This is a genomic window from Microbacterium sp. LKL04 (assembly GCF_900102005.1).
GTDB lineage: Bacteria > Actinomycetota > Actinomycetes > Actinomycetales > Microbacteriaceae > Microbacterium.
Window position 1 is genome coordinate 578,471 of record NZ_LT627736.1, and the last position, 26,676, is coordinate 605,146.

Here is a 26,676-nt window from a genome sequence, read left to right on the forward strand (position 1 = left end):
TGCCGCACCTCGCCGCCGAGCGCGTGAGAGGCTGATCGCATGAGGATCGAGGAACCGTCGAGCGGGCCGCCACGCCCCTCCGGTCCTCGTGATCCGGGCGATGCCTGGGTGGTGACCGACGCGGGTGAGCGGTATTGGGGCCGATTCGGCGCCGCGGGCCTGCTCGCGCACGATGCCGCGCGCGGCGTCCTGCTGCAGCACCGCGTCGCGTGGAGTCACCACGGTGGCACGTGGGGCATCCCCGGAGGTGCGCGGCACCAGGGCGAGAGCGCCACGGATGCCGCGATCCGCGAATCGCACGAAGAGGCGGGCGTTCCCGTTGCAGCCCTCCGGCCGAAGTTCACAAGCGTCCTCGATCTGGGCCTGTGGTCGTACACAACGCTCGTCGCCGACGTCGTCGACCCGTTCGAGCCGGTGATCGCCGACCCCGAGAGCTACGCACTGGAGTGGGTGCCGCTCGACGAGGTCGACGCGCTGCCCCTGCATCCCGGCTTCGCGGACGCGTGGCCGGCGCTGCGCGACCTGCTCGCCGTCCGACCCACCGTGCTGGTCGACGCGGCGAACGTCGTCGGCTCGGTTCCCGACGGGTGGTGGCGCGACCGCGCCGGTGCCGCGTCCACGTTGCTCGAGCGGCTTCAGGGTCTGTCGCGTCTGGGCCTGGCGGCTGCCGAGCTGTCGCTGCCGGGCGACACATGGTTCCCCGCCGTGGTCGCCGTGCTCGAGGGTGAGGCGCGCGCCACCGTGGACCCGGCCGGCTGCGTCGAGGTGGTGCGAGCGGATGCCGCGGGTGACGACACGCTCGTCGCCGAGGCGCGGCGGCGCGTCGGCGACGGGGAGCGAGTCCTGCTCGTGAGCAGCGACCGCGCGCTCGGCGAGCGGGCGGTCGCGGTGGGCGCGGAGGTCCGTGGGGTGTCGTGGCTGCGCGACCGGGTGTGAAGCGACGGCTGCTCGGCGTCGCCGTCGCTCTGGCGGCGGTGGCCTGCGGACTGGCCGTGCACCTCGGGGCGGCGGACACCGCGGCATCCGACATCGCCGGTGATGCGCTCTACGTCGTCGCGGTGTGGGGCGGGCTCGTGGCGCTGTTCCCCCGGGCGTCGTCGTGGCTGATCGGCGCGATCGTGGTCGCGTGGTCGGTCGGCGTCGAACTGTTCCAGCTCACGGGGCTGCCGGTCGCGTGGGCGGGGGAGTGGCCGCCGATCGTCCTCGTGTTCGGGACCGTCTTCGACGCCCGCGACCTGCTCGTGTACGCGGTGACGGGCGCCGTCCTCACCGTGACGGATGCCGGGGTCCGCAGCGCGCTCGCGCGTCACCGTGCGGCGGTGTCAGCGGCCGCGTAGCCGTTCGATGTCGCGACGCTCGCGCTTGGTGGGCCGACCGGCGCCGCGGTCGCGGACGGCGACTTGAGCGACGGGTTCGCGTTCGGGCGTCCGGTCCTCGGCGGCGACGGCGGCCAGGGGAGCGCCGACGCGTTTGGTGAGCGTCTGACGCACGACGAGGATGCGGTCGAAGCCCGCGATCCGCACGCGCAGCTCGTCGCCCGGTTTGACCTGCTGGGCGGCTTTCGCCCTGTCGCCGTTGACCCGGACATGCCCGGCGCGGCAGGCGGTGGTTGCCGCCGATCTGGTCTTGTAGACGCGGACCGCCCACAGCCAGGAGTCGACACGCACGGCATCCGCCATGTGGTCCTCCTCCCGTCCGGTGGGTCCATCGTAAGACGGGTCAGGGTGCCGCGAGTCGCCGTTCGACGCGGGTGAACATGGCGTCGTCGAAAGCGACGATGCGCGCCTCGGTCACCGCAGACGGTGTCTCGGTGAGCGTTGCGACGGCGGCGTCGACCGCGTCGTCGAGTGGCCAGCCGTAGATCCCGGCGCTGATAAGCGGGAAGGCGACGGTCGTCGCGCCGAGGTCGTCAGCGACCTCGAGGGCACGACGGTAGCAGGAGGTGAGGAGACCGCGGTCGCGTTCGCCGGCCGTATGGTTCGGTCCGACGACGTGGATGACCCAGCGTGCGGGCAGGTCGCCGGCGGTCGTCCACCCGGCATCCCCGGTCGCGAGGCCATGCGGGAAGCGGGCGATGCAGTCGGCGAGGATCTCGGGACCGCCCGCGCGGTGGATGGCACCGTCGACGCCTCCGCCGCCCCGCATGGCGCGATTGGCGGCGTTCACGAGGGCGTCGACCTGCTGGCGGGTGATGTCGCCGCGGACGACGGTGACGCGGCTCATGAGAGCTCCTTTGCGACGATCGGACGGGCCGCGCCGGGGCGGGCGGTCTCCATGAAGCCTGCGGCGAGGAAGCTCGACAGCGTGCCGTGGTAGAGGTCGTTGGAGGAGAACCGCTTGACGTCGGTGTCGAGCGGGTAGCCCTCGACGATGCGGGCGCCATGCGTGCGGGCGTGGTCGACTGCGGCGTCCAGAAGGCGGCTCGCGATGCCCTGGGAGCGGTGCTCTTTGCGGACGACGAAGCACGTGATCGCCCAGACGGACGGGTCATCCATCGGCTCCGGTGACGTCTGGATGTTGCGGGTACGCGCGAGGCGGGGTTGATCGGGGCGGGGGGAGACCTTGACCCAGCCGGCGGCGTCGCCGTCGACGTACGCGATCAGCGCTGACGGGACCGGAGCCGAGAGGTCCTGACGCAGTAGCTCACGCCGTTCGTCGACACTGGTCGCCTCGAAGTCCTTCGGCGCGAGCATCCACCACTGGCACCAGCAGTCGGCGCCGTCGCCGCCTCCGGTCAACGCGTCCTCGGCGTCGGCGAAGCGATCCGCACGCGCCGGTTCGATCAATATCTCGGCCATCCGGGCAGGGTAGCGGCGACATCGGACACGCGGAACCCCGTGGCGGTTCGCGGGCGGCCTCCGGACCGGTTAGGATAGTGGAGTTGTCCGCGAGGGCAACGGACCGGGATGTGGCGCAGCTTGGTAGCGCACTTGACTGGGGGTCAAGGGGTCGCAGGTTCAAATCCTGTCATCCCGACGGTTCGAGGAAGCCTCGGAATCACGCAGAAGATGCGGGTTCCGGGGCTTTCGTCGTTCGTTCCGTACCTACCCGCGAATTGACACGATTCATTCTTTCGGATGGATGCCTTGCGCCTGCCTCATGGGTCATGCCAGGATCGGTCGCAACGAGCTGGAATGCGCTTTCCAATGACGGGAGCGCGTGGGCTCGATGACGTGACATAAGCCCCTCTCGAGGTTGTCGGACCGTTCTCCGCCCATCCGGTGCGGGTCGTCCGGCGCGCCTTCTCGCCGACGACGTCCAGGAGGACCCATGCCCATCCGCCGTCCCCGCTCCGCGCTCGCTCTCGCGTCCGCGGCCGCACTCACCGCGTCGCTCATCGCTGCGGCGCCCGCGGCCGCTGCAGACACGCCCGCGCCGCTCCCCGACGGCGACGTCGTCGCGTTCGACTTCGGGCCTGGCGCCGTCGCCTCCGGCGCGCTCGGCGTGACGTCCGCGACGGCGTTCGACTCAGAGTGGGGGTACGGCTTCTCCACGGCGCCCACATCCGCAGACCCTGATGTCGACCGCGGCGGCGACGACGCCGTGCGGTCCGACTTCGTCGCGGCGCAGGGCGGCACCTTCGAGGTCGACCTCGCGCCGGGTGACTACTCGGTGTCGCTCGTCGCCGGCGATGCGGAGGGCGCAACGGACATCGCGATCACGGCTGAATCGATGGCCAAGGTGCAGCCGACCGCGAAGGCGGCAGGGGAGTACCTCGAGATGGCGTTCCCCATCGCCCTCGTCGACGGGCGCCTGACTATGCAGATCGCGGGCGGAGCGGCATCCCTCAACGCGCTCACGATCACGCGGCTGCCCGAGCGCACCGCCGGCGCCGTGCCCACGACCTATCTGACGGGCGATTCGACCGTCCAGACCTACGACGCGACGGCGTACGCGCCGCAGGCGGGGTGGGGTCAGATGCTCGAGCGCTTCCTCTCCGACGACGTCGCGGTCAAGAACCACGCGATCGGCGGGCGCTCGTCCAAGAACTTCCTCACGCAGGGCCGCCTCGACGAGGTGCTGCGCGCGATCCGCCCCGGCGACTACCTGTTCGCGCAGTTCGGCCACAACGACGCGACGCAGGGAGTGGACGACCGCTACGCCTCGCCCGCCGACTACAAGGAGTACCTCCGCACGTACGTCGAGGGCGCGCGCCAGCGCGGTGCGACACCGGTCCTCGTGACGCCCGTCTCCCGCCGGAACTTCGACCCCGAGACGGGGCTTTCCCGCGTGAGCTTCCCCGAGTACGTCGAGAAGATGACCGAGCTCGCCGCGGAGGAGGACGTGCCGCTGGTCGACCTCTCGGCATCCAGCCGCGCCTACCTCGACGAGATCGGCTCCGAAGCGGCCAAGGCCGTCTTCCTGCACGTCGACCCGGGAGTGTTCCCCAACCGGCCCGCCGGAACGGTCGACGACACGCACTTCCAGGAGTACGGCGCCATCCAGATGGCTCGCCTGGTGGCCCAGGGCATCGGCACCCTCGACATCCCCCTCGCCGACGAGATCACCGACACGGAGCCCCCGGCCGATGCGCCAGCCGCCCCGCAGAAGCTCGTCGCCGGCGCCATCAGCAACGCCGGGGCCACCCTGAAGTGGGACGCCGTGCCGACCGCGGACATCTACAAGGTGTTCCGCCAGGCGGCCGGTGAGGACACTTGGACTCTGGTCGGCACCGTGACCCAGCCCACGACGATCGTGCAAGGTCTCAGCGAAGGTGCGACTGTCCGCTACCGCGTCGTCGCGGTCAACGGTCGCGGCGAATCCGAACCGTCGGCGCCGGTGGAGTTCACCACCAAGCAGGCCGCCTACCGGTTCGACTTCCAGCTCGCCGGCAACCCGCTCGCCGCCGGGTACACCGAGATCACGCCGAACCTCGGGTACACGAAAGACCGCGGGTACGGCTTCACGAACACGCTGCCCGCCAACGCGGGGCGTGACCGCGGCGCCTCCGAGGGGTCGAACGACCTGATCCGCGACTTCGTCCTCCCGGGCGACAGCTCGACCTTCGCGCTCGACGTCCCGAACGGCACCTACTCGGTCAAGACGTTCTCGGGCGACTGGATCGGGTCGACCCGCACGAGCTTCCGCGTCGAGGGGAAGGAAGCGGGAACGGGCAACGCCGGCCGAGGCTCGGTCGCGGCCGTCCTCCGCGGACCCTTCCTCGTCACCGACGGTCAGCTGAACATCGAGGCCTACGGCGCCGCTGCCGGCACGCGTCTGAACGGACTCGAGATCACGCCCATCCTCCTCGGCCCGACGGGGCTGAAGGTGACGGGCGTCGAGGCGGACCCCGCCGCTCCCGAGATCGACCTGGCATGGGATGCCGAATCCGGCCTCACCTGGAACATCTACCGATCGTCCGCCTTCGACACCGCCCCGGCGCTCGTCGGCAGCAGCACCGAGCCGGCGTACACCGACCGGACGGCGCGCGTCGGACTGGACTACAGCTACCACGTGACCGCCGTGGACCGGACGGGCCTCGAATCCGTGCCGTCGGCCAAGGTCGAGACGAGCCTGATCGACCCTGACGTCGACGCCCCCGGCAAGCCCACGGGCATCGACGCCGTCCGCATCGACCCGCGCGAGGTCGAGCTCGCCTGGGCGGCCGCCGATGACAGCCTCTACTTCCTCGTATTCCGCTCAGAGGTCGAGGGCGAGCGTGGCACCCTCGTCGGCACGACTGACGTCCCGCGCTTCATCGACGACGACGGTGTGCTGACCACGGTGCCGTACTTCTACACGGTCGTCCCGGTCGGCGTGGGCGGTGCCGGTGCGGCATCCGACCCGTACGAGACGGCGGCGCCGACGGTGCTGCAGCGCCAGGCGGAGTACCTCGATCGTGGCGTCGCCGCGGTACGGACCGATGACGGCGTGCTCGTGTCGTGGCGACTGCTGGGCACCGACCCGGCCGACGCGGGTTTCCACGTGTACCGTGACGGCCGGCGCATCACCACGGCGCCGATCACCGCGTCGACCAACCTGCTGGACCCCGATGGGACGGATGCCTCGGAGTACTTCGTCACCCGATTGAGCGGGTCGGGCGACGAGACCGTCGAGACGACCGAGTCCGATCCGGTGCGTGTGCAGACCGCGGCGTACCGAACGGTTGCGCTCCAGAAGCCGGCGGACGCCTACACGAAGGACGGTCAGCCCTACTCCTACTCGGCCAACGACACCACCGTCGGCGACGTCGACGGTGACGGACAGTACGAGCTCATCGTGAAGTGGTACCCCTCCAACGCGAAGGACAACTCGCAGGGCGGCTACACCGGCAACGTCTACGTCGATGCCTACCGGCTCGACGGCGAGCGCCTCTGGCGGATCGACCTGGGCGTGAACGTCCGAGCGGGCGCCCACTACACGGACCTCATGGTCTACGACTTCGACGGCGACGGCCGTGCGGAGCTGATCACGCGGACCGCGGACGGCACGGTCGACGGCGCCGGGCGCGTCATCGGCGATGCCAGCGCGGACCACCGCAACAGTTCGGGGTACGTCCTGCAGGGCCCGGAGTTCCTGACGGTCTTCAACGGCCTGACGGGCGCGGCGGTCGACACGATCGACTACATCCCGCAGCGCGGCGACGTCGGATCGTGGGGCGACACCTACGGCAACCGGGTCGACCGGTTCCTCGCGTCCGTCGCGTACCTCGACGGCGAGCACCCGAGCGCGATCTTCAGCCGCGGGTACTACACGCGTGCCGTCGTCGCAGCCGTCGACTTCGACGGCGAGAAGCTGACGACGCGATGGGTCGCCGATTCGGACGAGGACGGTGCCGAAGCCCTGTACGGGCAGGGTAACCACTCCATGTCGGTCGCCGACGTCGACGGTGACGCGAAGGACGAGATCATCTTCGGCTCGGCCACGATCGACGACGACGGGGAGCTCCTCTATTCGACGGGGCTCGGCCACGGCGACGCGCTGCACGTCAGCGATTTCGACCCGTCGCGACCGGGCCTCGAGGCCTTCGCCGCCCACGAGAACATGGCGGCATCGGGCAACCGCGGCGCGACGTACCGCGACGCGAAGACCGGAGAGGTGCTCTGGAGCATTCCCGCCACCGTCGACACGGGCCGTGCCGCCATGGGCGACATCGACCCGCGGCATCCCGGCGCCGAAGGCTGGGCCGTCGGCGGCGACGCCGCGTGGAACTCCCGGACCGGAACTCTCGTCGCCGCCGACGGCGAGGTCATCGGGGACCGCATCCCGGCGGCGAACTTCCTCGCATGGTTCGACGGCGACCCGCTGCGCGAGATCGTCGACCACGACTGGGATGCCACGACATCGCAGGGCACGCCCGTCGTCGCGAAGTGGGACTGGGAGGCCGGGGAGCAGAGGACGATCCTCTCGGATGCCGGGGCCCGGTCGAACAACGGCACGAAGGGTACGCCCAACCTCCAGGCCGACCTGTTCGGCGACTGGCGCGAAGAGATCGTGTGGCGCTCGGCGGACTCGTCGGAGCTGCGCATCTACTCGACCTCCGACGAGACCGACATCCGCATCCCGACGCTCATGCACGACATGCAGTACCGGGTCGCGGTCGCCTGGCAGAACACCGGCTATAACCAGCCGCCGCACCCGAGCTTCTTCATCGGCGACGGCATGGAACCGGCTCCGATGCCGCGCATCGCCGTGACGGGTGGTCCCTCGGGCGGTGCCGACGAGACCGCTCCGGTGATCTCGGGTCTCCCGAAGAACGGTGCGCTCCTGCCTGACAGCGGTGAGCTCGCGCTCGGGGTGTCGGCGGCAGACCCCGAGTCCGGCGTGCGGAACCTCGACGTCGCCCTCGACGGGGAGCCGATCGCGGCCGACGCCGTCATCGATCTGTCGGACAAGGCCGGGGACCACGTGCTGACGGTCCGGGCCGTCAACCACGACGGCCTCGTCGCGACGGCGGAGTCCCGGTTCTCGGTCTACGCCGACGAAGGGGTGACCGCCCGGCCCGGCCGGGGTGCGCTCGCGAGCGACAGCGGGTGGGGTGACGGCCTGCGCGACGGATCGTTCACGGTCACCATGAACCTGTGGTGGGGCGTCAACGGCTCCGTGTTCCGGCTGTACGAGAACGGCGAACTCCTCGACACCCGCCTTCTGACCCCGCAATCGCCGCGGGCGCAGCAGGTCGCGGTGCCGATCGCCGGCCGCTCGAACGGCACGTACGTCTACACGGGCGAGCTGATCAATGCGGCCGGTGTCACCGAGACGACGTCGATCACCGTCACGGTGACGGATGCCGCTCCCGGAACGCCCGTGCTCTCGCACGACAACCACGACCGGGACGGCGCCTACACGGTCACGTCGAACCTGTGGTGGGGGACCAACGCGACCTCGTACGCGCTGTACGAGAACGGGAAGGTCATCGACGAGCAGCAGCTCGCCGCCGCGTCGCCGAATGCGCAGCGCACCCGCACGGCGGTCACGGGCCGTGCCCCGGGCACGTACGAGTACGTCGTCGAGTACCGCAACGAGGCGGGCGCGACCCGCTCGACTCCGCTGACGGTCGTCGTCCGCTGAGACGGATGCCGCGGGCCGCCCTCGCAGGAGGTGCGACCCGCGGCATCCCTTCGCCACTGTCAGGCGGTCGCGTGCGGACTCAGAGCTCCGCGACGCGGATGAGTACCTTGCCGACCGTGGCGGCTTCGACCGCGTCGTGCGCGGCCGCGGTCTCCTCCAGCGGGAACCAGGTCAGCGGAAGGCCGGCGTCCTCGCCGACCGGGAGAGCTCCGTCTTCGAGTGCGCGCGTGATGTCGGCGACCGCGGCATCGAGGGCCGGTTCTCCGACCGTGTAGAGCAGGACGCCCTGCACACGGATGTTCTTCGCGAAGGTCGGACGGATGGGCATGCTGAACGTGTCGCCGTTATCGTCCGCGTAGAACGCGATGACCGCGTGGCCGGCAGCGACCTCCGCGTCGATGGCCGCATTCGTGGCGAGGGACACCTCCACGATCTGGTCGACGCCGTCGGGTGCGATCTCGCGGATCTTCTCGACGAGGTCGCCCTGCGTGTAATCGACGATGTGGTGCGCGCCAGCGGCTCGGGCGAGCTCGGCCTTGGCGTCCGAGCTGACGGTCGTGATCACCGTCGCGCCGGCCCACCGGGCGAGCTGGATCGCCGCGTGGCCGACGGCGCCGGCGCCTCCCGCGACGAGCACGGTGCGTCCGGCGAGCGCTCCAGGGGCCAGGCGAGCCGGCCCGTCCTCGTGGACCGTGAGGGCGCGGTGCGCGGTCACGGCGGGAACGCCGAGGCTCGCGGCTGCCGCGAAGTCGACGCCCTCGGGGAGGCGGACGGCACGGGATGCCGGTACCACCGTGTACTCCTGTGCGGTGCCCGTGGGGCGCTGGTGCTGCGCGAGGTGCACCCACACGCGATCGCCGACGGTCAGTCCCTCCACCCCGTCGCCGAGCGCGTCGACGATGCCCGCGCCGTCCTGGTTCGGGACGGTCTCGGCGAAACTCGCCCGCGCCGTGCCGCCCGCGCGGGACTTCCAGTCGGTCGGGTTCACGCCCGACACGGCGATGCGCACGCGCACCTCGCCGGCCCCGGGATCGGCGATGTCTCGGTCGACGAGGGACAGGACGTCGGAGGCGCCCGGGGTGCGGTAGACGATGGCCTTCATGTGGAGCATGAACCGACCGTATCGCGCCGGCATTCCACGACCGGGGGATTGCCAGGCGCACTGTGGGAGGCTCGATGCGGCGGCATGAGTTTCATGCCGCGTGCAGGAAGGGGGCCTCGTGCCCACCTGGCTCGAACACCTCTGTCACGCCCTCATCGGCCGGACACGATCGCACGACGATCTTCCGGACCTTCGTGACCTCCCGACATCGCGCGTGGACGTCGAGCGGACCTACTACCTCGTCGACGACCCCGAACGTCGCACCCGGGACGACCGGCTCTACGTCCTGCGGATGGGACGCGGACGTGTCCCCTGCGCCGCAGACATCGCCGTCCACTCGAACGGACGAGTCGTCGGCTACTTGCCGGCGGCAGCCTCGGCCGCGCTCGCCGCTCCTTTGGCGCGTCTGGGCGGCGCGGCGATCGTCAACGGGGCCGGTCCCCGCCCGGGGACCACGCGTCTGCGCGTCGATCTGCCGAGCGCGGACGCGATGCGGTCGCTTCGCGAACCGACCGAGCTCGCCGCCGCCTGACGCGCGCGTCACTGGGCGACGACGTCGCCCGATCCGTCGGCATTCACCCGGAACGAGGCGCTCTTGTACTCGGTCCGGAGCGAGATGAACATCTCTGGGGCCTCGACGGACTCTCCGAAGGTCTCACTGTCGATGTCGCTGTCGGTGCCCCGCGAGACGACGGCGCTGGCGTCGCCGACGGCGAATCCCGACTCCGCGGACGCATTCCCCATCAGCGCCCACACCTTCGAGAGGGCGATGTCCTTCCACGAGAACTGCTCGGCCGCGAGGTCGGGCTGCGACGGGGCGGCGCCGTCGTGTTCGACGATCCCACCTCGGTACATCCACACGTCGGTCTCGGTCCCCCCTGGCATGAGGGGAGCCTCGACGCGGATGAAGTCGGACCGTATGAGCACGGAACTGACCCTGTCGTGTCCGATCTCATCCTTGAGGGCCTGGACAGCGACAGCCAGCTCGTCGGGGCGTCGTAGGTCGACGCCGATGCGCCCCTCCTGCGCCGCCTGGACGGTCATGACGACGGCGCGGCTGTAGGGCGCTACGACCGCGGCTGCCACAGCGAGCGCGACGACGATGAAGAGGATGCCGCGCAGCACCCGCCCGTGCGGACCGATGCCCAGGAGCGGGCCGCGCCGCGCGCCGTTCACCACGCGCTGCGCCTTCGGCCAGGCGATCGTCGGGACTGACCCCCGTGGAGGGACGACCAGACCGTCGATCTCCTGCGGCGAGACCTGGCCGTCGACGAAGCCGAACTCGGGGCCGCCCTCGATGAGGATCGCGACCGGCCGGACCGCGTCGGGACTCAAGGCTCCGAGCTCGATCAGGGGGACGACGCTGCGGAGGGTCGTGGCGTACGCGGCACCCCGGCGCGGCTGCACCGTCACGTCGATCTGGCACAAGGGCTGGTCGTTGATCTGCGTTCCCGTCTGACGGACGGCGTCGATGCGCGCCACGCCCAGGCGATCCTCGGCCCGCGCGCGAGTCAGATCCTCCTGCGAGACCGATGTCGAGGCGAGTCCCGACGCACCCAGCCGTAGGAAGACGACGCTGAGGATGCCGATGGGCAGCGCGATCGCGAGGACCCAGATGCCGGCCCCGGGAGGACCGACCAGGGCGGCGACGGCACCGCCGATCAGAGCACCCACGGCTGCGGAGAAGATCAGGCGAAGCACGATCCGGGAGCCTATCGGCCGGTGACGAACTGCCCGAAATCGTCCGCCCGAACCGAAATGCTCTGACAGGCTTTCGGTGTGATCGAGACACTCCTGGGCCTCGTGGTCGCCCTCCTCGTGGTCGCTCTCACCACGGTCGTCGGCCGGTGGGCGGGGATCGCGGCGCCCATCCTCATGGTCGCCGTCGGCGTCGGCGGGAGCTTCCTGCCGGTCTTCGACGACTTCGTCCTCGACCCGGAGTGGATCCTCCTCGGCATCCTGCCGCCGCTGCTCTACTCGGCAGCCGTCTCGATGCCCGCCATGCACTTCCGCCGCGAGTTCGGAGCGATCGCGGGGCTGTCGGTGTTCCTCGTCATCGGGACCGCGCTCGCCCTCGGGCTCTTCTTCATGATCGTGATCCCCGACCTCGGTTTCGCGTGGGGCGTCGCGCTCGGCGCCATCGTCAGCCCGACCGACGCCGTCGCGACGTCGATCATCAAACGCACGCCGGTCTCGAAGCGCGTCGTCGCGATCCTCGAGGGCGAGAGCCTGCTCAACGACGCCACGGCGCTCGTGCTGCTGCGGACGGCGATCGCCGCGGCCGCGGCATCCTTCTCGTTCTGGGGTGCAGTCGGCACGTTCGCCTACGCGGTCGTCATCGCTGTGCTCATCGGTGCCGTCGTCGGCTGGCTGAACCTGACCGTTCGTCGCCGGGCGACGGATCCGACCGTGAACACCGTCCTGTCGTTCACCGTGCCGTTCCTGGCCGCGATCCCGGCCGAGCTCCTCGGGGCGTCGGGCCTCGTCGCCGCCGTCGTCGCGGGCATCATCACAGGTGTCGGGGGACCGCGCGTGTTCTCGGCGCGCAACCGGCTGTCGGACGCGCAGAACTGGCGCACGATCGAGCTGATCCTCGAAGGGCTCGTCTTCCTCTTCATGGGGCTGCAGCTCACGACGATCATCTCGGACGTGCAAGCCGTGCACGCCGGTGTGGCGCCGGCGCTCCTCATCGCAGCGGGCGCATGGCTGCTCACCATCGTCGTCCGCGCGGCGTACGTCGCGCCGCTCCTGGCGCTCCTGTCCGCGAGCGCGCGACGCGTGCGGCGGCTGCAGCCTCGACTCGAGACCATCGCTCAGCGGCTCGAGAGCGAGGAGGGCGAGAAGAAGCTCGTCGACGCCTTCGCGCGCCGGGGCAGAACGGTCTCGCGTGACACGGTCCGCCGCTTCGGACCGCGCGTGACCCGGGGGTTGGCCGACATCCGCTACTTCCAGGAGGCGCCCTTGGGGTGGCGAGAAGGGGCCCTCGTCGTGTGGGCGGGCATGCGGGGCGCGATCACGCTGGCCGCCGCGCAGACGCTGCCTGAGGGCACGCCGCAGCGGTCGGTCCTCATCCTCGTCGCGTTCGCGGTCGCCGTCGTCTCGCTCGTCGGGCAGGGAGCCACGGTCGCCCCCATGGTCACGGCCCTCACGTCCGCCGGCTCGCATGAGGAGACCCGGCAGCGCGAACACGAGGAGCGTCGTCACATCCTCGAACTCCTCCGCGACAGCGCCGCGACCGTTCCGGCCGCCGAACGACCGGCGGACGCGGACCGGTCCCAGATCTTCGAGGTCGAGAGCGCTCGACGACTCGAGGTGTTGGCGGTTCAGCGTCGGGTGCTCCTCGATGCACGCGACAGCGGGACCTTCGACGCCGACGTCCTCGCGCACGAGCTCGCCGTCATCGACGCGTCGCAGATCGCGATCGAGCTCCGCTCCGACCGAGCCTGATCCGGGTCAGCGTCCGAGCGTCCGCGCGATGTCGTCCACGTCGCGCAGGTCGTTGAACACGTGGAGTGCGACGCGTGCGTTGCCCGCCCGGCTCGACGCGACGACCCCGGCCTCCCGCAGACGCGCGATATCGGCCCCGTTCTCGTCCCGCCACGTCACGATGGGCGTCGCACGGATGGGCTGCGGCAGCCCCAGGCGCGACCTCAACGCCGCGGCGAGCGCGGTGACCTCGTCGCGCAGGGCGGCCGGATTCGCGTCGGCGAACAGCGCGAGCGCGGGCTCCGCCCCCACGAAGGCCTGCCACGCCGGCGAGACGTCGAACCGCCGAGCGGATGCCGCCAGTGTCGCGTCCCCGCCGTAGCAGGACGCCCACGGGTCGGTTCCCGCGTACCACCCGGCCTGGCGGGGGAGGATCGAGGCCGCGAAGTCCTCGGTGACCGTGAGGAACGCGACGCCGCGCGGCGCGCACAGCCACTTGTACGCGTGGCAGACGAGCGCATCGAAAGCGCCGGCGGCCACCGGCATCCATCCGACGGCCTGCGTCGCATCGCACAAGGTGCGCACCCCGTGGGCCCGGGCGGCGGCGACGATCGCGTCCGCGTCGGCCACTGCTCCCGTTGCGGACTGGACGATCGAGAAGGCGACCATCGTGTCGCCGGGCTCGATCGACGCGGCGAGTGCCTCGAGGGGGACGGTGCGCACCGTGATGCCGCGACCGGCGTGCACGAAGGGCAGGACGAGCGAGGAGAACTCCCCGTCCGGGCACAGGACGACCGCGCCGTCGGGGAGGGATGCCGCGAGCAGGCTCACCATCGCCGACGTCTGGGCACCGAGGGCGACGGACTCCGGCGCGACCCCGACGAGTCGCGCGAACGACGTACGGCACCGCTCGGCCACGGCGGCGTACCGGACGGGGTCCGGCAGCGCGTCGAGGTCCGCTCGGACAGCGGCGCGGGTGGCGCGGGTCGGGATGCCGGCGGTGCAGGCCGCGACGTATCCCCGAGCATCGGGGAACGCGGCACGGACGTCGGCGGGGGAGAGGGCCATGCGTCCATCGTCCCGACATCCGTCAGAGTGCACCACGGCAGGTGTTGCATCGAGTCCATGACGTCGCGTTATATATCGGTGTGCCGTCTTCGCTGCCCGACCTGTCCGTCGCCGAACTCCGCATCGTCAGGGCGATCGGCGATGCGGGGTCGGTGACCGCCGCCGCGGCCGCGCTCGGCTACAGCCAGCCGGCGGTCAGTCAGCAGATCCGTCGGCTCGAATCACGTCTGGGCATGCCGGTCGTCGAGCGCGTCGGCAGACGGATGAGGCTCACCGAGGCCGGTCGCATCCTCGCCCGTCACGCTGCGTCGATCACGACGGCTCTCGGCGCCGTCGCCGGTGAGCTCGCCGATCTGAGCGGCGGTCGAACCGGTACGGTCCGCTTGGTCGGATTCCCCTCCGCGTCGCCGACCGTCCTCCCACGGCTCATGCGGCGCCTCGCAGAGACCGACCCCGGCGTCTCGCTCACCTACGTCGAAGCCGAGCCGCCAGAGGCGGTCGCAGCCGTCCGCGCCGACCGCGCCGACATCGCCCTCACGTTCAGCCACCCCGGCGACGGGACCGACGCTCACGGCGACAGCATCCGCGGGCTCGACGCCCGACGGATCGGGGAGGAGGACCTGCTGCTGATCCTGCCCGAGGGGCATCCGCGCGCCTCCGACGTGATCGTCGACATCGAGACCCTCGCCGCGGACGACTGGATCGCAGGATGCCCCCGGTGCCGCAGCCATCTCCTCGACTCGTGCTCTCGTGCGGGCTTCACCCCGCGCATCCGGTTCGAGACCGACAACGTCGCGGCCGTCGAGCAGCTCGTCGCCCAGCGAGTCGGCGTCGCGACGCTCCCGCGGCTCGCCGTCGCATCCTTCCCGCTCGTCGAGGGCATCCTCACGCGACCACTCGCGTCACGCGACAGACGCGAGCTCCACGCCGTGTCCGCGCGCGGCGCGGCGCGGGTGCCGGCCGTCGCGACGGTCCTGCGGCACCTCGCCGATGCGGTCGGAGACATGGCGGCATCCGGCCCTGAAGCGCCCGGCGCCGAAGTAGGGTGAGCCGCATGCATCAGCGCCCCCTCGCCGCCACCGGCCGCTCCGTGTCCACCATCGGCCTCGGCACCTGGCAGCTCGGAGCGGACTGGGGCGATGTATCCGAGGCCGACGCCCTCGAGGTCCTCGCGGCATCGGTCGAGGCCGGGGTCACCCTCTTCGACACCGCCGACGTGTACGGAGACGGTCGCAGTGAATCGCTGATCGGCAGGTTCCTGGCCGCGCACCCCGGCCACGGTGTGACCGTGGCGACCAAGATGGGTCGTCGCGTCGCGCAGGAGCCCGAGAACTACACCCCCGAGAACTTCCGCGCGTGGACGGACCGATCGCGGGCGAACCTCGGCGTCGACACCCTGGACCTCGTGCAGCTGCACTGTCCGCCGTCGGCCGTCATCGACGCCGACGAGACGTACGACGCTCTCGACGCCCTCGTCGCCGACGGAGCCATCGCGGCCTACGGCGTCTCGGTCGAGACGTGCGATCAGGCGCTGTCCGCCATCTCGCGCCCCGGTGTGACGAACGTGCAGATCATCATCAACCCGTTCCGGCTCAAGCCGCTCGACGAGGTGCTGCCCGCTGCAGAGGCGGCCGGCGTCGCCGTGTTCGCCCGTGTTCCGCTGGCCTCCGGCCTCTTGAGCGGGAAGTACACGAGCTCGACCTCGTTCGCGGGCAACGACCACCGGTCCTTCAATCGGAACGGTGAGGCGTTCGACCGCGGGGAGACCTTCTCGGGCGTCGACTACGACACCGGGCTCGTCGCCGCAGACGAACTCGCCGCGGCCCTCCCCGACAGGGTGTCGCTGCCCGCGGCATCCCTCGCCTGGATCGCCTCCCGCCCCGGCGTCACGTCCGTCATCCCGGGGGCCCGGACGACGACGCAGGCTCGCAGCAACGCCGCCGCCGGGTCGATCGATCCCGCCGACCTCGACACTTTCGCCGCCGCGGTCGTCGACGTCTACGACCGCAGGCTCCGCGCCGACATCCACCCGCAGTGGTGAACGCAGGGGTGGGGATGCCGCCCGCCGCCCAGCGCGCGACGCCGCTACCGTGACCACATGATCGTCGACGTCACCGGAGTCCTGTACCGCTGGGAGTCGCGGAGGGACGACTGGTACTTCATCCCGCTGCCCGAAGAGGTGAGCGCCGATATCCGCGAGGTGCCGCGTCCGGGGCGTGGGTTCGGATCGATCCCCGTGGAGGTGACCATCGGCTCCTCTCGGTGGCGGACGTCGATCTTCCCTGACGCCGGCCGCGGGGTGTACGTGCTCCCGCTGAAATGGTCGGTGCGCGAGCGGGAGGGCATCTCCGACGGCGACGCGGTCCGTGCTCGCCTCGACGTGTTCGACGGCTGAGCCGATGCTCGGCCTGCTCACCGAGGCGCCCAGCCCTGTCGCGCTCGTCGCCGTCGCGCTCGCCTACGCCTGGCTCCTCGTCGTGTCGATCGCTCTGGCCCTGATCGACGCGCGAACGCATCGTCTGCCCAACGCCTGGGTCCTGCCCGGGTACCCCGTGCTCGGCGGACTGCTGGCGATCGCGTGTCTGGCGGGCGCGCCGTGGTCGTCCCTGCTGCGCGCAGCGGTCGGAGGCGCGGTCCTGTTCGCGTTCTATCTGCTGCTCCGCGCTGCGGGTGGGGGTATGGGCGGGGGAGACGTGAAGCTCGCGGGCGTCCTCGGCATCGCACTCGGATGGGCGGGCTGGTCGGCGCTCGCCGTGGGCGCCTTCGCCGGCTTCGTCTTCGGCGGTCTGTACGGAGTGATCCTTCTCGCGATGCGGAGGGCCGGCCGGCGCACCGCCGTCGCCTTCGGGCCGTGGATGCTGCTCGGCGCCTGGACGGGCATCGTGTTCGGCGGAGCGATCGCCGACCGCGTCGGGCTCTGAGCCGGCGGATGCCAGATCCCCCGTCGCGGCGCAAGGGTCTCCGACCGGCATCCCTCCGTCAGTAGCGTGAGGGGATGGCCGACCGTACGAAGACCCCGCTCGTCCCGCGCCTGATCGCGAAGGCGCTGTCCTGGCGGATCGTGCGCGCGTACCTGCGGTACAGCGAGCGTCGCGGTCCCCTCCTCGCCGACAGCGTCACCTACCGCACCCTCTTCAGCGTGTTCGCCGGCGTCCTGCTGGGCTTCTCGGTGGCGGCGCTGTGGCTCGCGGGGAACCCGCAGGCGTGGCAGGGCCTCATCGACGCCGTCGACAGCGTCATCCCCGGCCTCGTCGGCGAGGACGGCATCATCAAACCCGAGAGCCTCAGCCAGCCGGTCGCGTTCTCCCTCGCGGGCGCGGTGTCGCTCGTGGGTCTGGTGATGGCGGCCATCGGGGCGATCGGATCGCTCCGGACGGCCCTGCGCACCCTCGCCGACAAAGTGCACGACGACACGCTCTTCTTCATCGTCCTCGCGCGGAACCTGGTCCTCGCCATCGTGATCGGCGCGGGGCTCGCCGCCGCCGCCGTGGCGACGGTCCTCGGCACGGCGGGAGTGGGGCTCGTCTCGGAGTTCGTCGGGGTGTCCTCCGACAGTCCCCTCACCGTGGGAATCAGCGCCGGGGTCGGCATCCTCGTCACCTTCATCCTCGACACCGTCGTCGTCGCCCTCCTCTTCCGCACGCTGTCGGGGGTGCGCGCCCCCGCCCGCGCCCTCTGGGTCGGCGCGCTCATCGGCGGGTTCGGGCTCACCGTCCTGCAGCAGTTGTCGAGCCTGTTCGTGGGCGGCGCGGGGTCCAACCCGCTGCTGGCCTCGTTCGCCACGCTCATCGCCCTGCTCCTGTGGATCAACCTGTCGTGCCAGGTGATCCTCATCGCCTCGTCCTACATCGTCGCCGCGACGCTGGAGAGCGAGGATCGCGTGCGACGGGTCCACGGAGCGACGACCCTCATCGAGCGCCGCGTGCAGACCGCCGAGGATCAGGTGAAGGCCGCGGCCGACGAGCTCCACGCCGCGCGCGAAGCGCTCGCCGCCGAGCGGGCCGGGTGAGGCCCGGCGTCACGACCGCATCACCGCTGTGTGAACTCTGACGCATCCACTCGATGCCGCCGTGCGGGGTGTGTACCGTCGAAGCGTGAAGAACCAGCGCCTTCAACCGAGTCACCCCATCGCCCTCGCCCCCGTCCAGGCACCCGAGCCCACGGTCGACGGTTTCGTGACGCAGTTCCTCCGCAACCTCAACAACGGCCGTGGGGTCGCCCTGTCGACGTCGACGGCGAACGATCGCTACTTCGCGCTGGCCGCCACGGTCCGTGACTACCTCATGGCCCGCTGGCTCGAGGACGTCCGCCGTCAGCGCACGATCCAGTCCAAGGGCGTCGCCTACCTGTCGGCGGAGTACCTGCTCGGTCGCCAGCTCGACAACAACCTGCTCGCGACGGGCCTCACCGACATCGCCGATGAAGCGCTCGTGGCGTGCGGCCTCGATCTCGAGGATGTCCGCGCGATGGAGGTCGAGCCCGGGCTCGGCAACGGCGGCCTGGGACGGCTCGCCGCGTGCTTCATCGACTCGCTCGCGACCCTCGGCGTCCCGAGCGTGGGCTACGGCATCCGTTACGAATACGGCATCTTCCGGCAGACGTTCGTCGACGGGGAGCAGGTCGAGCAGGCCGACTCGTGGCTCGCGCTCGGCTCGCCCTGGGAGTTCCCGCATCCCGAGGCCGCGCAGACGATCTCGTTCGGCGGCTACACCGAGACGTACGACGACGGGGGAATCGAACGGACCCGGTGGGAGCCGGCGTGGAACGTCCTCGCCGTCCCCTACAACTACATGGTCCCCGGCTATCACAACGGCCGCGTCAACACGCTCCGGCTCTGGAGTGCGCAGGCCACGCAGGGCTTCGATCTCCGCGTGTTCAACGCGGGCGACTACCAGGAGGCCGTCCGCGCGCAGACCTACGCCGAGAACATCTCGAAGGTGCTCTACCCCGAGGACTCCACGCCGCAGGGCAAGGAGCTGCGGCTGCAGCAGCAGTACTTCTTCGTCGCGGCATCGATCAGCGACTTCGTGAACCTCATCCTGCCGGCAGACTTCGACCTCGCGAACCTCCCCGACCGCGTCATCTTCCAGCTCAACGACACGCACCCCGTCATCGGCGTGCCCGAGCTCATGCGCGTCCTCGTGGACGAGAAGAAGCTCGAATGGGATGCCGCGTGGCAGATCACGCAGCAGTGTTTCGCCTACACGTGCCACACCCTGTTGCCGGAAGCGCTCGAGGTGTGGCCGGCGGACCTGCTGGGCCGGCTGCTGCCCCGGCACCTCGAGATCATCTACCGCATCAACGACGAGTTCCTCGAGGAGGTCCGCGACCGGTTCGGTGACGACGCGGAGCGGATCCGGCGGATGTCGATCGTTTCGCCCGACGGTGCGATCCGGATGGCGTACCTCGCCACGGTCGCCGGATCGAAGGTGAACGGCGTCGCGGAGCTCCACTCGCAGCTGCTGCGCGAGAAGGTGCTGCCGGACTTCGACGAGTTCTACCCCGGCAAGTTCACCAACGTCACGAACGGAGTGACGCCGCGCCGCTTCGTGCGTCTCGCGAACCCCGGGCTCTCGCGGCTCATCACCGACACGATCGGTGCCGGCTGGCTCACGGACCTCGACCGGCTGCGCGAACTCGAGGAGTACGCAGACGACGCCGAGTTCCGCTCCGCCTTCCGGGCCGTCAAGGCCGCGAACAAGCGGACCCTCGCACGGACTCTGGCCGAGCGCGACGGGCTGACGGTCGCCGATGATCATCTGCTCGACGTCATGGTCAAGCGGCTGCACGAGTACAAGCGTCAGACGCTCAAGCTCCTGCACATCATCACGGAGTACGACGCCATCGCCTCGGGACGGGTCACGGCCGATCAGGTGACGCCCCGGACGTTCGTGTTCGGCGCCAAGGCAGCGCCCGGGTATGCGATGGCCAAGCGGATCATCCATCTCATCAACGCGGTCGGCTCGGTCGTCAACGACGACCCGCGCGTCGAGGGGCGCCTTGCGGTACTGTTCCCGCCCAACTACAACGTCACCCTCGCCGAGCGCGTCGTCCCCGCCGCCGATCTTTCGGAGCAGATCTCGCTCGCCGGAAAGGAGGCGTCGGGAACAGGCAACATGAAGTTCGCTCTCAACGGAGCGCTCACGATCGGCACCGACGACGGCGCCAACGTCGAGATCCGCGAACTCGTCGGCGACGACAACTTCTTCCTCTTCGGTATGGCCGAGCCCGAGGTCGCCGATCTCCAGACGCGCGGGTACCACCCGATCGATTTCGTCCGCGCGGACGAGAATCTGTCCCGCGCGCTCGATCTCATCTCCTCCGGTGCGTTCTCGAATGGTGATGCATCCGTCTTCGAGCCTGTCGTGTCGAATCTGATCCACCACGACCCGTTCATGGCGCTGGCGGACTACACCGATTACATCGCGGCCCAGAAGCGCGTCGACGCCCTCTACGCGGACCAGGATGCTTGGACGCGCGCCGCGATCCTGAACGTCGCGCGGTGCGGCTTCTTCTCGTCGGACCGGTCCATGCGCGACTACATCGACCGCATCTGGCACACTCCGCCGATCGTCTGAGCCCGGGGGATATCACCGGCTCGGCGCGCTGACAAGGCATCCCGGGCCGGTGCGCTCCCGCGATTAGAGTCGGATCCGGAGGTACAACTATGGCTATTGCACGACTTCACGGCGGCCCGCTCGACGGCCAGGTCATCCCGCTCGAGGAAGACACGGATCGACTGATCCTGCCCTACAGCGAGACGCAGATCACCTACGAGCGATCGGGCGCCGACGAGAACACGGGGGAGGGCGACGGCCCGACATCCGCGGACTTCCACTTCGTCGCCTCGCAGGACGACATCGACCCGTCCGCAGACGAGCGCGACGACCGATCGACCCTTGACGACTGAGCCGGAGCACTCGCTCGAGATCGAGCGCACCTATGACGTCGACGCCGGGACGCCTCTGCCCGATTGGGCACGGCTTCCCGGCGTCGCCGTCGTCGGCGCGCCCGAGCCGCGCGAACTCGACGCGCACTACCTCGACACGGCGGAGGGCTCGCTCGGTCGGGCTCGTGTCGCCCTGCGTCGCCGCAGCGGCGGCCCGGACGAGGGGTGGCACATCAAGCGGGTGACGCCCGAGGGCAAGGCCGAGTCCCGGTGGCCCCTCGACGACGGCGACCCCGAGAACATCGTCGTCCCGCCGGCGATCGAGAGCGTCCTCGCCGAGATCGCCGAGCCGCCGTTCGCACCCCTTGCGCGGATCCGGAACTCCCGGACGGCCTACGCCCTGCTCGACACCGCCGGCGGGCTGCTCGCCGAGTTCGTCGACGACCGCGTCACCGCGACGGATGTCCGCCGGGGCGTCGACACCACCTGGCGCGAGTGGGAGCTCGAGCTGGGTCCCGCGGCGCCGACGGATGCCGCTGCCCGCGACGCGCTCTTCGATGCGGCGGACCTGCTGGTCCGTGCCGTGGGGGGAGAGGTCTCGACGTCGGGGTCCAAGCTCGAACGCGCCCTCGGGCTCTGACCGCAGCGTTCGTTAACGCACTGACGCCGCCCCCGGCTTCGTTCGGGGCGGCGTCAGTCGTGATCGTCAGGTTACTGAAGACCCATGCGTTTCGATAGGTCTTCCCCGATGATCAGAGGTTGATCATGTGGCCTGCGAGGCCGTGGAATGCCTCCTGCAGGCCCTCGGAGAGCGTGGGGTGCGTGTGCACGTTCCGTGCCGCCTCCAGCGCGGTCAGGTCCCACTTCTGGGCGAGGGTGAGCTCGGGAAGGAGCTCTGACACGTCAGGGCCGATGAGGTGGCCGCCGAGGAGCTCGAGGTGCTCGGCATCCGCGATCAGCTTCACGAAACCGACCGGCTCGCCGAGGCCGTTGGCCTTGCCGTTGGCCGAGAAGGGGAACTTCGCGACCTTGACGTCGTAGCCGGCGTCGCGGGCCTGCTGCTCGGTGAGGCCGAACGAGGCGACCTGCGGCGAGCAGAACGTCGCGCGGGGCATGTTGCGGTAGTCGCCGAGCGTCTGGGTCTCCGCCTTGCCGATGGTCTCGGCGGCGACGACGCCCTGCGCCTCGGCCACGTGGGCGAGCTGCAGCTTCGCGGTGACGTCGCCGATGGCGTAGACGCCCTCGACGTTGGTGCGCATGTAGTCGTCGATCTCGATCGCGCCGCGCTCGGTGAGCTTCACGCCGGTCTTGTCGAGACCGAAGCCCTCGACGCGGGGGGCGAAGCCGATCGACATGAGGACCTTGTCAGCCTCGATCTCGCCCTTCGCGCCGTCGGCGTTCGCCGAGTACGACACGGTGACCTTGTCGCCGGAGTCGACCACGGACTCGACCTTGGTCGAGGTCAGGATGTCGATGCCGTACTTCTTGTACTGACGCTGGATCTCCTTCGAGATCTCGACGTCCTCGTTGGGCAGTGCGCGATCGAGGAACTCGATGATCGTGACCTTCACGCCGTAGTTGCTCATGAAGAACGCGAACTCCATGCCGATGGCACCGGCGCCCACGATGACGATCGAGCTCGGAAGCTCACGGGTGAGGATCTGCTCCTCGTAGGTGACGACGTTCTCGCTCAGGGTGACGCCCGGGAGCAGACGCACGGTCGAGCCGGTCGAGATGATGACGTTGTCGGCGGAGACCGTCTCGGTCGAGCCGTCGGCCTTCGTGACCTCGATGGTCTTCGCGTCGACGAAGGAGCCGCGGCCCTCGTATTCGGTCACCTTGTTCTTCTTCATCAGGAAGTGGATGCCCTTGACGTGGGTGTCGGCGACCTTGCGGCTGCGATCCCACGCGACCCCGAAGTCGAAGTTCACGTCACCGCTGATGCCGAAGAGGTCGGCCTTGTGCGTGAAGGTGTGCGCGAGGTCGGCGTTCTTCAGAAGCGCCTTGGAGGGGATGCAGCCGACGTTGAGGCAGACACCGCCCCAGTACTTCTCTTCGATGATGGCGGTGGACAGTCCGAGCTGTGCCGAGCGGACGGCCGCGACATAGCCGCCGGGGCCGGCACCGAGGATGACGACGTCGTAGTGAGGCATGCCCCCAGCCTAGTCCGCCGCGGGTGCCCTCACTCCTTCGTGGCACCCCGTCGACCACGGACGATCGCGACCGCGATGACGACGCCGACGGCCGTGAAGATGATCGCGCCACCGACCGCGTACGGGACGGCGTTGAAGCCCTCGGAAGACCCTTCCGCCTGCTCGGCGAGGGTCTCACCGCACTGCTCGACCGCCGAGACCTTGCCGTCCTCCCCGACCGAGAACGTGTACTCGTCCGAGATCGGGTGGCCGTCGCTGGACACCACCCGCCACTGCACGAGGACCGCGCCCTCGACCGGGCCGCTGATCGCTTGCGAGACGGTGTTGCCGTCGACCGTCGGCTCGCCGGCCGCGATCGCCGAGCAGGCCTCGTCGTAGACGGCGAACTGCGTTGCACCGGGTTCGGTCGACGGCGCATCGCTGAACGTGAGGGTGATGCTGTCCGGGGTGGTGCCCGCGATCTCGTCCGCCTTCGGGTCCGACGAGAGCAGTTCGTCGTGAGCGGATGCCGCGGGTGCTGGAGCGAGCAGGAGGAGGGCGGCGACCGTCGCGGCGACGACACCCGCGCGCCGCGAGGTGAGGCGTGTGGTGGAGAACATGCGCGTGAGGCTAGTCCGCGGGCCGCCGCCGTCCGCAGGCCTGTCGTGGGAGGCGAGACGCCGCTACTATGCGGCGGTCGGGGACTCGTCCTTGTGCCCCGGGCTCTGCGTGCGCGAGGCTACGCAGGCGGGGTCGCGATCGTCGCCCGGACGAGACGCGGGAGACACCGTCGGCGTGCGCCGATCCCTGGTGCGCGGCCACCGGGAGCGTGACCGATCGGTTACTGTGGAAGAAGGAGGACATCGTGGACGACACTCAGCGACCGAACGGCGACATCCATCGTGGTGCCGAGACGTCGGCGCACCCGCGGCTCGTGGACTCGACGCAGACCTTCGGGCACGACTCCGACCTCTCTTTCGTGCCGTTCGGCGCCGAACTGACGGCCGCCGAGGTCGAGGCGATCAACGCCCTGCCGGCACGAGCGGCTCTCCTCATCGTGCGTTCCGGCCCGACGGCAGGGGCACGCTATCTGCTCGACACCGACGTGACGACCGTCGGGCGTCATCCTGAGGCCGACATCTTCTTCGACGACGTCACCGTGTCGCGCCGCCACGCCGAGATCACCCGCACCGGAGCGACGTTCGAGCTGATCGATCAGCGCTCGCTCAACGGGACGTACGTGAACGGCGAGCGTGTGGATCGCGCCACGCTCACCGACGGCGCGGAGGTCCGGGTCGGCAAGTTCCGCCTGAACTTCTTCATCGCACCCGCCGAGCGGGCGATCAGCGCGTGAGTTCGGCCGCCGCCACCCGGGGACGAGCTGCGTCCTCGGGGTCATTGAGCATTGGTCAGGTCCTCGCCCGGTTGAGTCCGGAGTTCCCCGCCCTCACCGCCAGTAAGCTCCGCTTCCTCGAGGTGCAGGGCATCGTCACTCCCGTCCGGACGGACTCCGGCTACCGGAAGTTCTCCTCTGCCGACGTCGAGCGCCTGCGCACCGCCCTGACGATGCAGCGCGACTTCGGCATCCCGCTGGCGCGCATCCGCGAATACCTCGAGGAGCACGGCGACGAGGCGTCCCCGGCACCGCCGGCATCGATCGTCCAGACGTCCCGGCGCTACCGACGGGATGAACTCATCACCGCAGCCGGTGCCACCGCGACGCTGATGAACGAGGCGGTCTCCGCAGGCCTGATCGGCCCGTCCGACTCGTTCGATGAGCGAGCACTCGGCATCCTCCGTTCCCTGGTCGCTCTGAACGCCCACGGAATCCAGCCCCGCCACGTGCGCACGATCCGTCAGAGCGTGGAACGCGAGGTCTCTCTCATCGAGAGCGCCATCGCTCCGCTCCTGCGTCGGACGGACGCCGGATCGCGCGCACAGGCGAGCGAGACGGCCCCGGAACTCGCGCGTCGGCTGGAGGAGATCCGCCAGGTCTTCGTCAGCGCCGCGCTCGAACGCCTGACGCCGTGACCGACCTCCGCGACACGCCGACACCCGCGAGCCGGATGTCGTTGCCGGAGGCCGTTCCCTCCTTTAGCGTGGAACCACCACTCACCTGCAGGAGGCCTCGATGACCGCGCACGACGCGCTGGGCGAGCAGAAGTTCTCGACAGAGCTCCTGTTCACCGACGGCCTCCCCGAGATGGACGATGAAGTCGGTTACCGCGGTGCCCAGGCGGCACGGGCCGCCGGCATCACTTACCGTCAGCTCGACTACTGGGCGCGCACCGAGCTCGTCGAACCCACCGTCCGCGGTGCGAGCGGTTCCGGGTCGCAGCGGCTCTACGGCTTCCGTGACATCCTCGTCCTCAAGCTGGTCAAGCGTCTGCTCGACACCGGCATCTCGCTTCAGCAGATCCGCATCGCCGTCGACCAGCTCCGCGCCGCGGGCATCCGCGACCTCGCGGGAACGACCCTCATGAGCGACGGCGCCTCCGTCTACCTGTGCACGTCGAACGACGAGGTCATCGACCTCGTCAGCCGTGGGCAGGGCGTCTTCGGGATCGCCGTGGGCAAGGTCCTGCGTGAAGTCGAGACCACTCTGGTCGACTTCGACGCGCAGCAGCCCGAGCAGACCGACGAGCTCGCCGCCCGTCGCGCCGCACGCACGGCCTGACGCCGATCCGGATGCCGTGAGGCATCCACTTCCGTACGACTGGCGCGCTCAGGCGGGTGAGGAAGCAGTCCCGGCGACCGGGATGCGGCCCGTTCGGACGATCCGATCCAGGAGCGAGTCGAAGTCGGCTGCGAGCTCCTGCGCGGAGTCACCGGGCCAGATGTGGAGCGGCTTCGCGGCGCCCTGCGCCTGCTGCAGCGATGTGCGCTCCGGGAGCTGAGGGGTGAGGACGAGCGGCCCGAACATGTCACGGAGTTCCTTGATCCGGAACTGGTGCTCGATCGACTGCGGGCGCACCCGGTTCACGACGATGCCGAGGGGCTGGAGCCGGGGAGACAGACCGCGGCGGATCTCTTCGATCGCGCGCAGCGCACGGTCGGCCGCGGCCACCGAGAAGAGTCCTGGTTCGGTGACGACGACGACACGGTCGGATGCCGCCCATGCCGTACGCGTCAGCGCGTTCAGCGACGGCGCGCAGTCGATGAGGACGAGGTCGTAGTCGGCCTCGATGGTCGCGAGTGCCTCTTCGAGCTTCCACACATCGCGGACGCTCGGGTGCGGGCCGTCGAAGTTGATGGCGGACGGGCTGCCGATCATCACGTCGATCGTGCCGGGGTGGACCTTCGCCCACCCGCTCGAGGTGATCGCCTGACGGACGACCTTCTCTTTGGGGTTGGCGAGGACGTCGGCGACGTTGAGCCGCCCGGCGACCTGGATGTCCATGCCCGTCGACACGTCGGACTGCGGGTCCAGGTCGACGACAAGGGTCCGTACCCCGCGCGCGAACGCCGCGGAGGCGAGGCCCAGGGTCACGGTCGTCTTGCCGACGCCACCTTTGAGGGAGCTGACGGAGAGTACGTGCACAAGGCTC

At 70.1% G+C, this 26,676-nt stretch carries 25 protein-coding genes and 1 tRNA gene; 17 read left to right on the forward strand and 9 right to left on the reverse strand.

The features are described 5' to 3' along the window. Positions 1 to 39: 39 nt before the first annotated feature. Both BLP38_RS02890 and BLP38_RS02895 read left to right on the forward strand, forming a co-directional pair. On the forward strand, positions 40 to 936 hold the full coding sequence (locus BLP38_RS02890) for an NUDIX domain-containing protein (RefSeq protein WP_091352605.1): 897 nt from the start codon (positions 40 to 42) through the stop codon (positions 934 to 936). Beyond that, positions 915 to 1,337 (forward strand): ribosomal maturation YjgA family protein, encoded by a 423-nt coding sequence (locus BLP38_RS02895; protein WP_231916556.1) that lies wholly within the window; start codon positions 915 to 917, stop codon positions 1,335 to 1,337. Before BLP38_RS02890 ends, BLP38_RS02895 begins: the two co-directional genes overlap by 22 nt. Here the strand turns inward: BLP38_RS02895 and BLP38_RS02900 are convergent. From BLP38_RS02900 to BLP38_RS02910, 3 genes are read right to left on the reverse strand one after another with little or no spacing between them, the layout of a single operon-like run. Next, positions 1,323 to 1,679, reverse strand: coding sequence for an RNA-binding S4 domain-containing protein (locus tag BLP38_RS02900; protein ID WP_091352613.1), 357 nt, complete (start codon positions 1,677 to 1,679; stop codon positions 1,323 to 1,325). The two genes, BLP38_RS02895 and BLP38_RS02900, sit on opposite strands and share 15 nt — an antisense overlap. A 40-nt stretch (positions 1,680 to 1,719) precedes the next feature. After that, positions 1,720 to 2,223, reverse strand: a complete 504-nt coding sequence (locus BLP38_RS02905) for an O-acetyl-ADP-ribose deacetylase (protein ID WP_091352617.1) — start codon at positions 2,221 to 2,223, stop codon at positions 1,720 to 1,722. Further along, positions 2,220 to 2,798 (reverse strand): GNAT family N-acetyltransferase, encoded by a 579-nt coding sequence (locus BLP38_RS02910; RefSeq protein ID WP_091352622.1) that lies wholly within the window; start codon positions 2,796 to 2,798, stop codon positions 2,220 to 2,222. The genes BLP38_RS02905 and BLP38_RS02910 overlap by 4 nt, the downstream gene beginning before the upstream one ends. Positions 2,799 to 2,902: 104 nt before the next feature. On the opposite strand from BLP38_RS02910, the gene BLP38_RS02915 reads away from it, so the two are divergent. Further along, positions 2,903 to 2,976 (forward strand) — tRNA-Pro (locus tag BLP38_RS02915). A gap of 294 nt (positions 2,977 to 3,270) precedes the next feature. Further along, the gene (locus tag BLP38_RS02920; protein ID WP_091352626.1) at positions 3,271 to 8,511 is read left to right on the forward strand and encodes a rhamnogalacturonan lyase family protein; all 5,241 of its coding nucleotides are present in this window, start codon (positions 3,271 to 3,273) and stop codon (positions 8,509 to 8,511) included. Positions 8,512 to 8,590: 79 nt separating this feature from the next. Here BLP38_RS02920 and BLP38_RS02925 read toward each other — a convergent pair whose 3' ends face one another. Continuing rightward, entirely contained in the window at positions 8,591 to 9,613 is a 1,023-nt protein-coding gene (locus tag BLP38_RS02925) for an NADPH:quinone reductase (RefSeq protein WP_091359464.1), read from the reverse strand. A gap of 118 nt (positions 9,614 to 9,731) precedes the next feature. Here BLP38_RS02925 and BLP38_RS02930 point away from each other — a divergent pair, with 118 nt between their 5' ends. Then, complete coding sequence (locus BLP38_RS02930; protein WP_091352629.1) at positions 9,732 to 10,145, forward strand: hypothetical protein; 414 nt, start codon at positions 9,732 to 9,734, stop codon at positions 10,143 to 10,145. 8 nt (positions 10,146 to 10,153) lie between these two features. On the opposite strand, the gene BLP38_RS02935 is transcribed toward BLP38_RS02930, so the two are convergent. Then, positions 10,154 to 11,314, reverse strand: a complete 1,161-nt coding sequence (locus BLP38_RS02935) for a hypothetical protein (RefSeq protein WP_091352634.1) — start codon at positions 11,312 to 11,314, stop codon at positions 10,154 to 10,156. Positions 11,315 to 11,392: 78 nt separating this feature from the next. Here BLP38_RS02935 and BLP38_RS02940 point away from each other — a divergent pair, with 78 nt between their 5' ends. Continuing rightward, positions 11,393 to 13,060 carry a cation:proton antiporter gene (locus tag BLP38_RS02940; protein WP_091352638.1) on the forward strand — a complete coding sequence of 556 codons (1,668 nt, stop codon included), beginning with the start codon at positions 11,393 to 11,395 and terminating at the stop codon, positions 13,058 to 13,060. Positions 13,061 to 13,066: 6 nt separating this feature from the next. On the opposite strand, the gene BLP38_RS02945 is transcribed toward BLP38_RS02940, so the two are convergent. After that, a complete protein-coding gene (locus BLP38_RS02945) occupies positions 13,067 to 14,107 on the reverse strand; it encodes an aminotransferase class V-fold PLP-dependent enzyme (RefSeq protein ID WP_091352642.1) in 1,041 nt (346 codons plus the stop codon). Between the two features lie 80 nt (positions 14,108 to 14,187). Here BLP38_RS02945 and BLP38_RS02950 point away from each other — a divergent pair, with 80 nt between their 5' ends. From BLP38_RS02950 to BLP38_RS02985, 8 genes are all read left to right on the forward strand, one after another. Next, the gene (locus BLP38_RS02950) at positions 14,188 to 15,156 is read left to right on the forward strand and encodes a LysR family transcriptional regulator (protein ID WP_091352645.1); all 969 of its coding nucleotides are present in this window, start codon (positions 14,188 to 14,190) and stop codon (positions 15,154 to 15,156) included. A gap of 5 nt (positions 15,157 to 15,161) precedes the next feature. Beyond that, entirely contained in the window at positions 15,162 to 16,148 is a 987-nt protein-coding gene (locus BLP38_RS02955) for an aldo/keto reductase (RefSeq protein ID WP_091359466.1), read from the forward strand. Positions 16,149 to 16,205: 57 nt separating this feature from the next. After that, complete coding sequence (locus tag BLP38_RS02960; protein ID WP_091352649.1) at positions 16,206 to 16,502, forward strand: DUF1905 domain-containing protein; 297 nt, start codon at positions 16,206 to 16,208, stop codon at positions 16,500 to 16,502. 4 nt (positions 16,503 to 16,506) lie between these two features. Further along, positions 16,507 to 17,028, forward strand: a complete 522-nt coding sequence (locus tag BLP38_RS02965) for a prepilin peptidase (protein WP_091352652.1) — start codon at positions 16,507 to 16,509, stop codon at positions 17,026 to 17,028. Between the two features lie 74 nt (positions 17,029 to 17,102). After that, positions 17,103 to 18,116, forward strand: coding sequence for a YihY/virulence factor BrkB family protein (locus tag BLP38_RS02970; protein WP_091352655.1), 1,014 nt, complete (start codon positions 17,103 to 17,105; stop codon positions 18,114 to 18,116). A gap of 85 nt (positions 18,117 to 18,201) precedes the next feature. Beyond that, positions 18,202 to 20,685 carry a glycogen/starch/alpha-glucan phosphorylase gene (locus BLP38_RS02975; protein ID WP_091352660.1) on the forward strand — a complete coding sequence of 828 codons (2,484 nt, stop codon included), beginning with the start codon at positions 18,202 to 18,204 and terminating at the stop codon, positions 20,683 to 20,685. Between the two features lie 89 nt (positions 20,686 to 20,774). Next, positions 20,775 to 21,017, forward strand: a complete 243-nt coding sequence (locus BLP38_RS02980; RefSeq protein WP_091352663.1) for a response regulator — start codon at positions 20,775 to 20,777, stop codon at positions 21,015 to 21,017. After that, on the forward strand, positions 21,007 to 21,636 hold the full coding sequence (locus BLP38_RS02985; RefSeq protein WP_091352667.1) for a CYTH domain-containing protein: 630 nt from the start codon (positions 21,007 to 21,009) through the stop codon (positions 21,634 to 21,636). Before BLP38_RS02980 ends, BLP38_RS02985 begins: the two co-directional genes overlap by 11 nt. A 112-nt stretch (positions 21,637 to 21,748) precedes the next feature. Here the strand turns inward: BLP38_RS02985 and lpdA are convergent, their stop codons facing one another. Then, positions 21,749 to 23,149 carry a dihydrolipoyl dehydrogenase gene (gene lpdA, locus BLP38_RS02990; RefSeq protein WP_091352670.1) on the reverse strand — a complete coding sequence of 467 codons (1,401 nt, stop codon included), beginning with the start codon at positions 23,147 to 23,149 and terminating at the stop codon, positions 21,749 to 21,751. Positions 23,150 to 23,178: 29 nt separating this feature from the next. Further along, the gene (locus tag BLP38_RS02995) at positions 23,179 to 23,748 is read right to left on the reverse strand and encodes a copper resistance CopC family protein (RefSeq protein ID WP_091352673.1); all 570 of its coding nucleotides are present in this window, start codon (positions 23,746 to 23,748) and stop codon (positions 23,179 to 23,181) included. 245 nt (positions 23,749 to 23,993) lie between these two features. Between BLP38_RS02995 and BLP38_RS03000 the strand changes: the two genes are divergently transcribed. The 3 genes from BLP38_RS03000 to BLP38_RS03010 all read left to right on the forward strand — a co-directional run bounded on the left by BLP38_RS03000 (position 23,994) and on the right by BLP38_RS03010 (position 25,805). Continuing rightward, entirely contained in the window at positions 23,994 to 24,482 is a 489-nt protein-coding gene (locus BLP38_RS03000; RefSeq protein ID WP_065572210.1) for an FHA domain-containing protein, read from the forward strand. Further along, positions 24,479 to 25,159 (forward strand): transcriptional regulator FtsR, encoded by a 681-nt coding sequence (ftsR, locus tag BLP38_RS03005; protein WP_231916557.1) that lies wholly within the window; start codon positions 24,479 to 24,481, stop codon positions 25,157 to 25,159. The genes BLP38_RS03000 and ftsR overlap by 4 nt, the downstream gene beginning before the upstream one ends. Before the next feature lie 100 nt (positions 25,160 to 25,259). After that, entirely contained in the window at positions 25,260 to 25,805 is a 546-nt protein-coding gene (locus tag BLP38_RS03010; RefSeq protein WP_091352680.1) for a MerR family transcriptional regulator, read from the forward strand. Between the two features lie 48 nt (positions 25,806 to 25,853). Here BLP38_RS03010 and BLP38_RS03015 read toward each other — a convergent pair whose 3' ends face one another. After that, a complete protein-coding gene (locus tag BLP38_RS03015) occupies positions 25,854 to 26,669 on the reverse strand; it encodes a ParA family protein (protein WP_091352683.1) in 816 nt (271 codons plus the stop codon). Between the last annotated feature and the right edge of the window lie 7 nt (positions 26,670 to 26,676).

Coding starts and splice junctions, on each gene's coding strand:
- BLP38_RS02910 (WP_091352622.1), bottom strand. CDS start 2,798: ATGGCCGAGATATTGATCGAACCGGCGCGTGCGGATCGCTTCGCCGAC.
- BLP38_RS02890 (WP_091352605.1), top strand. CDS start 40: ATGAGGATCGAGGAACCGTCGAGCGGGCCGCCACGCCCCTCCGGTCCT.
- BLP38_RS02905 (WP_091352617.1), bottom strand. CDS start 2,223: ATGAGCCGCGTCACCGTCGTCCGCGGCGACATCACCCGCCAGCAGGTC.
- lpdA (WP_091352670.1), bottom strand. CDS start 23,149: ATGCCTCACTACGACGTCGTCATCCTCGGTGCCGGCCCCGGCGGCTAT.
- BLP38_RS02925 (WP_091359464.1), bottom strand. CDS start 9,613: ATGAAGGCCATCGTCTACCGCACCCCGGGCGCCTCCGACGTCCTGTCC.
- BLP38_RS02920 (WP_091352626.1), top strand. CDS start 3,271: ATGCCCATCCGCCGTCCCCGCTCCGCGCTCGCTCTCGCGTCCGCGGCC.
- BLP38_RS03010 (WP_091352680.1), top strand. CDS start 25,260: ATGACCGCGCACGACGCGCTGGGCGAGCAGAAGTTCTCGACAGAGCTC.
- BLP38_RS02970 (WP_091352655.1), top strand. CDS start 17,103: ATGGCCGACCGTACGAAGACCCCGCTCGTCCCGCGCCTGATCGCGAAG.
- BLP38_RS02900 (WP_091352613.1), bottom strand. CDS start 1,679: ATGGCGGATGCCGTGCGTGTCGACTCCTGGCTGTGGGCGGTCCGCGTC.
- BLP38_RS02955 (WP_091359466.1), top strand. CDS start 15,162: ATGCATCAGCGCCCCCTCGCCGCCACCGGCCGCTCCGTGTCCACCATC.
- BLP38_RS02995 (WP_091352673.1), bottom strand. CDS start 23,748: ATGTTCTCCACCACACGCCTCACCTCGCGGCGCGCGGGTGTCGTCGCC.
- BLP38_RS02945 (WP_091352642.1), bottom strand. CDS start 14,107: ATGGCCCTCTCCCCCGCCGACGTCCGTGCCGCGTTCCCCGATGCTCGG.
- BLP38_RS02980 (WP_091352663.1), top strand. CDS start 20,775: ATGGCTATTGCACGACTTCACGGCGGCCCGCTCGACGGCCAGGTCATC.
- BLP38_RS02960 (WP_091352649.1), top strand. CDS start 16,206: ATGATCGTCGACGTCACCGGAGTCCTGTACCGCTGGGAGTCGCGGAGG.
- BLP38_RS02965 (WP_091352652.1), top strand. CDS start 16,507: ATGCTCGGCCTGCTCACCGAGGCGCCCAGCCCTGTCGCGCTCGTCGCC.